Consider the following 4,092-nt stretch of genomic DNA (forward strand, 5'->3'; position numbering starts at 1 on the left):
CCCATTCCCTCGGCATGCATATCGCCGACCGCACCCTACGCATGAGCAAGCCCGAACTGGTCGCCTTCATCCAGAAGGGAGGCGAGCGGGACGCCGAGGTGCCGACCGCAAAGCTCGAAGCCCTCACCTGCGCGCAGAAGACCCTTGAAGGCTGGGGCAAGCTGCTGGATTTGGCGCGTGACCGGTACTTGGTGGCGGGCTCATCGGCGGTTCTGAGCCAGGACGCCGAGACCGACGCTGAGGCCGAGGACGGCAAGGCACAGGCACAGCCAGAGGAGCCGCGGGCCACCTTCAGCCTCGTCACCATGCTAGACCTCGCATCTGCCACCATGACCGAGCTGCAGACGGTCCGAGAGGTAGCGCAGCGCATCGGCGATGTTGCCTATGCCCAGGCTTGGGGGCCGCGGTGCCAGCGGAGCGTAAAAGACTATGGCGCCTCCGACTTCAACGACGCCGGCAAGCTGGTGCAGTGGATCGGCGACGCGCTGACCGACGTGGAAAGCGCGGTCAACAAGGAGGTGCGGCGGCGCCGGCCGACATCCCCCGCCGACCGCGAGACCCGACTGGAAATACTGGCTCCCCCAGTGATCCAGAACGGCGACGCCGACGAGATCGAGGCGTTCGCCCGCGAGCTGTTGGGCCACGCTGAAGCCGAGCGGGCAGGGCGCTGACGCGCCCCTTCCCCCCTGTCGCCGTGCGTACCGCCCCGGCCGGATCCGCCGGGCCCTCCCCTTCATCGTGACCCGAGACCTAACACCATGGGCAACGTGCTCACCTTCACCCCGCGTCCGAAACCGGCCGCTCCGATCCTCCCGGAGCCGCTGGCGGGCGCTGCACTCCGTGCTAGCTTGGAGGAGGCGGCCCAGATCGCCGTCGACGCAGCGGACCGCATCATCGCCGTGCTCGACAGCCTGGACGGCGATGCGAACGACGAAGACGGCGGGGACGCTGAACCGTCCCTGGCCGCACCGGAGAACGTCGCCGGCTCGCAGGTCGTCTACATGCGCGGCAACGATCAGGACCGCGAGACTGATGCGCCCGAGACCGTGCTGCCGGAGGTGGCGACCGAGTTGACGCCCGGGGCGCAGATCCTTCCTTGGCGCGGGCGCGGGAACGTCATCGCGGCGGCCGGCACGATACTCCTCGACCTGTTGGAGCGTGCCTGATGCCAAGGTCCGCTGATCGGTGGGGAGCGGAACCTGACCCTTCGCCCTGAAGCGGACGTGCCGCATCCAACCCGACCGTGCCGTAGAAGCCACTCTACGCCATCCCCGAAAGCGGTCGTTCGTCGATCCGTGATGTCGGCAGCAGTGCCCCATTAGCGGGCTTTCGCGTGCAAGCGGTAGATGGACTGCCACCGGTGCAAGAGTGAGCCCTGATGCGGGTGGCCATGATACCCCCAGGTCGAAGTCGCCCGTTTGATCAAGGTCGAGAATTAATTCGGCGGCATCCGTGCCTGGGCGTCCTGAAACTTTTTGCCGACCAGCGCCGTAGCGATACGCGACGAAAGTATCGTGTCCAGGCTGCAAGCCTTGATTTGAGTGCGCGCTGCTTACTGTAAAATCATCATAGTATAGAAAATTAGTTTTCGAACACAAGGAACAGCAATACGATAATGCTGTTGTTCAGTGGGTTGGATAATATGTTCACCTCCATAGGAGATCATGCATGAAAAACTTCGCTCTCGCCCTCACCGCCCTGGCCGCCCTCGGCGGCGTGGCGCTGGCCGCCGGCTCCGCATCGGCCGCCCCGATGGCCGTCAACGGCCTAAATTCCGATACCGGCGTGACCCAGGTCCGCATGATGCACGGCGACCGGATGATGATGAAGAAGCGCATGATGCGGAAGCGGATGATGAAGAAGCGCATGATGATGAAGCGTGGCATGTAATTCGAGGCGCCCTGTACTTCCGGAGGCCCCGATCCAGGGGCCTCCACCCTTTTAAAAGATCGCCCCGAGGGAGGCCGTTTGCCACGCACCTACCTGACGCGCTCAGCACCCGACACGGGCGAGGTCGAGACACGACGCTGGATGTTCCGGCACCCGGTCGTCATCCGCGTCACGCATTGGGTGAATGCGATCTGTCTCCTAGTGCTGCTGATGAGCGGCTTGCAGATCTTCAACGCTCACCCTGCCCTGTACTGGGGCAAGGTCTCGACCTTTGACACGCCGCTCCTGGCGATGTCCTCGACCGAGGACGATCCGCCCCAGGGCGTGACCACGGTCCTCGGGCGCACCTTCGATACCACCGGCTATCTCGGCTCCTCCGCCGGTGCCGACGGCGACCCAGCGGATCGCGGCTTCCCGTCCTGGCTGACCCTGCCGAGCGACCAGGACCTCACCGGCGGACGCAGCTGGCACTTCTTCTTCGCCTGGGCCTTCGTCCTGAACGGCGCCCTCTACCTGCTCTACGGCCTGTTCAGTGGGCAACTCCGGTTCCGGGTGATCCCGTCGCGCGACCAGGTCCGGCACTTCGGCGCCTCGGTCTGGGAGCACCTCACCCTGCGCTTCCCGCAGGGCGACGAGGCCAAGCGCTACAACATCATCCAGAAGCTCACCTACGCCCTCGTTCTGTTCGTGCTCCTGCCGTTGCAGGTACTGGCGGGCCTGGCGATGTCGCCAGCCATGGATGCGGCCTTTCCGTTCCTGCTGACCCTGTTCGACGGCCGGCAATCGGCGCGTACGGTGCACTTCGTCGTGGCGGCGCTGCTGGTCCTGTTCGTGATCGTGCACATCGCCCTGGTCCTGCTCTCGGGCTTTTGGAACAACATGCGCGGCATGGTGACCGGCTGGTTCGTGATCGAGCGCAAGGTCGAGCCGACCGGCGCCACGGGTGAGCCCCGGGCGTGAGACGCCCACCGAGCCGACGTTCCCTCCTGAAGGGGGCTTCCGCCGCATCTGCGGCGGCCATGCTCGGCGGGTGCGACCGCCTCGGCAACGCGGTGTGGTTCCAGCGAACGCTCAAGACCGGCGAGGACGCAAACCTGTTCGTCCAGCGCCTGCTCCTCACCGAACGCAGCCTGGCGCCAGAATACACCGAGGCCGACATCTCGCCGTGGTTCAAGCCGAACGGCACCGAGGACCCGCCGGACAAGGATTACAAGGCCTTGGCGAAAGGCAAGTTCGCCAAGTACCACCTGGAAGTCGGCGGCCTCGTGGAGGCTCCCTTCAAGCTGTCCCTAGCCGAGCTTCGCAAGCTACCGGCGCGCACCCAGATCACCCGGCACGATTGCGTCGAAGGATGGAGCGCTATCGGCAGGTGGACTGGGACGCCGCTCGCCGATCTCCTCACCCGGGCCAAGCTGAAGCCGGAGGCGCGCTACGTGGTGTTCCACTGCGCCGACACCATGGACCGGGGCGAGGACGATGGTGGTACGGACACCGCACAGGACGGCGGCCCCGAAGAGGCGGCGCCCGCGGGCAATACCAACCCGGCTATGACCAAGCAGTCGGGCGGCGGGGAGAGCAAACGGAGCTCGGGGGGGCAGCAGGCGTCCGACGAAACCGCGGCCACCGCCGGCGAGCCTGTCCGCTACTACGAGAGCATCGACCTGGTGGACGCGTTCCACCCGCAGACCATCCTCGCCTACGACATGAACGGCAAGGCGCTTCCCGTCTCGAACGGCGCCCCGCTTCGCCTGCGCGCGGAACGCAACCTCGGCTACAAGCAGGCCAAGTACGTGATGCGCATCGAGGTGGTCGAGAGCCTTGCTGGCATCGGCGAGGGCAAGGGCGGCTACTGGGAGGATCAGGGCTACGCTTGGTATGCCGGCATCTGAGCCGTCTGCGCGCCGTCGGCTTCGGGACGTGGACCTGATCTCACGGGAGGCGGCGGAAGGTCAAAACGTGGCAGATATTTAACGACCGCTGGCCCCAATTTTTTGTCCAGGAGCAGACGGGCAGAACTTCGCCCGTTCCAATCATCCGACACGGCTTCACCGAGAGCCTGAGAGCAGACATTCCCAAGGCCTGCAATGGGTCGCAAGCAGCCGGTGATGACCTGCTGCGGCTCGCCCGGCGCTGGCTCGCTTGCCATGAGGCGATCAGCGCCTTGCTCGACTGCCCTGAGCCACCGTGCGTCGCGCAGGTGCG

5 protein-coding genes are annotated in these 4,092 nt (G+C 65.6%); all 5 read left to right on the plus strand.

Going from position 1 to position 4,092, the window contains the following annotated elements; genetic code table 11:
• The coding region (locus MKK82_RS01295; RefSeq protein ID WP_243984363.1) for a hypothetical protein at positions 1–671 on the plus strand (671 nt) is incomplete at its 5' end.
• Positions 672–758: 87 nt separating this feature from the next.
• Positions 759–1,166: a hypothetical protein gene (locus MKK82_RS01300; RefSeq protein WP_243984365.1), complete on the plus strand. Its 408-nt coding sequence runs from the start codon at positions 759–761 to the stop codon at positions 1,164–1,166.
• 502 nt (positions 1,167–1,668) lie between these two features.
• Entirely contained in the window at positions 1,669–1,890 is a 222-nt protein-coding gene (locus MKK82_RS01305; protein WP_243938853.1) for a hypothetical protein, read from the plus strand.
• 78 nt (positions 1,891–1,968) lie between these two features.
• Positions 1,969–2,850 (plus strand): cytochrome b/b6 domain-containing protein, encoded by an 882-nt coding sequence (locus tag MKK82_RS01310; RefSeq protein ID WP_243984366.1) that lies wholly within the window; start codon positions 1,969–1,971, stop codon positions 2,848–2,850.
• Complete coding sequence (locus tag MKK82_RS01315) at positions 2,847–3,779, plus strand: molybdopterin-dependent oxidoreductase (protein WP_243984368.1); 933 nt, start codon at positions 2,847–2,849, stop codon at positions 3,777–3,779. Before MKK82_RS01310 ends, MKK82_RS01315 begins: the two co-directional genes overlap by 4 nt.
• Positions 3,780–4,092: the final 313 nt, after the last annotated feature.

Origin of the sequence: Methylobacterium sp. E-046, assembly GCF_022829625.1 — a bacterium.
In the GTDB taxonomy this organism is placed as follows: domain Bacteria; phylum Pseudomonadota; class Alphaproteobacteria; order Rhizobiales; family Beijerinckiaceae; genus Methylobacterium; species Methylobacterium longum.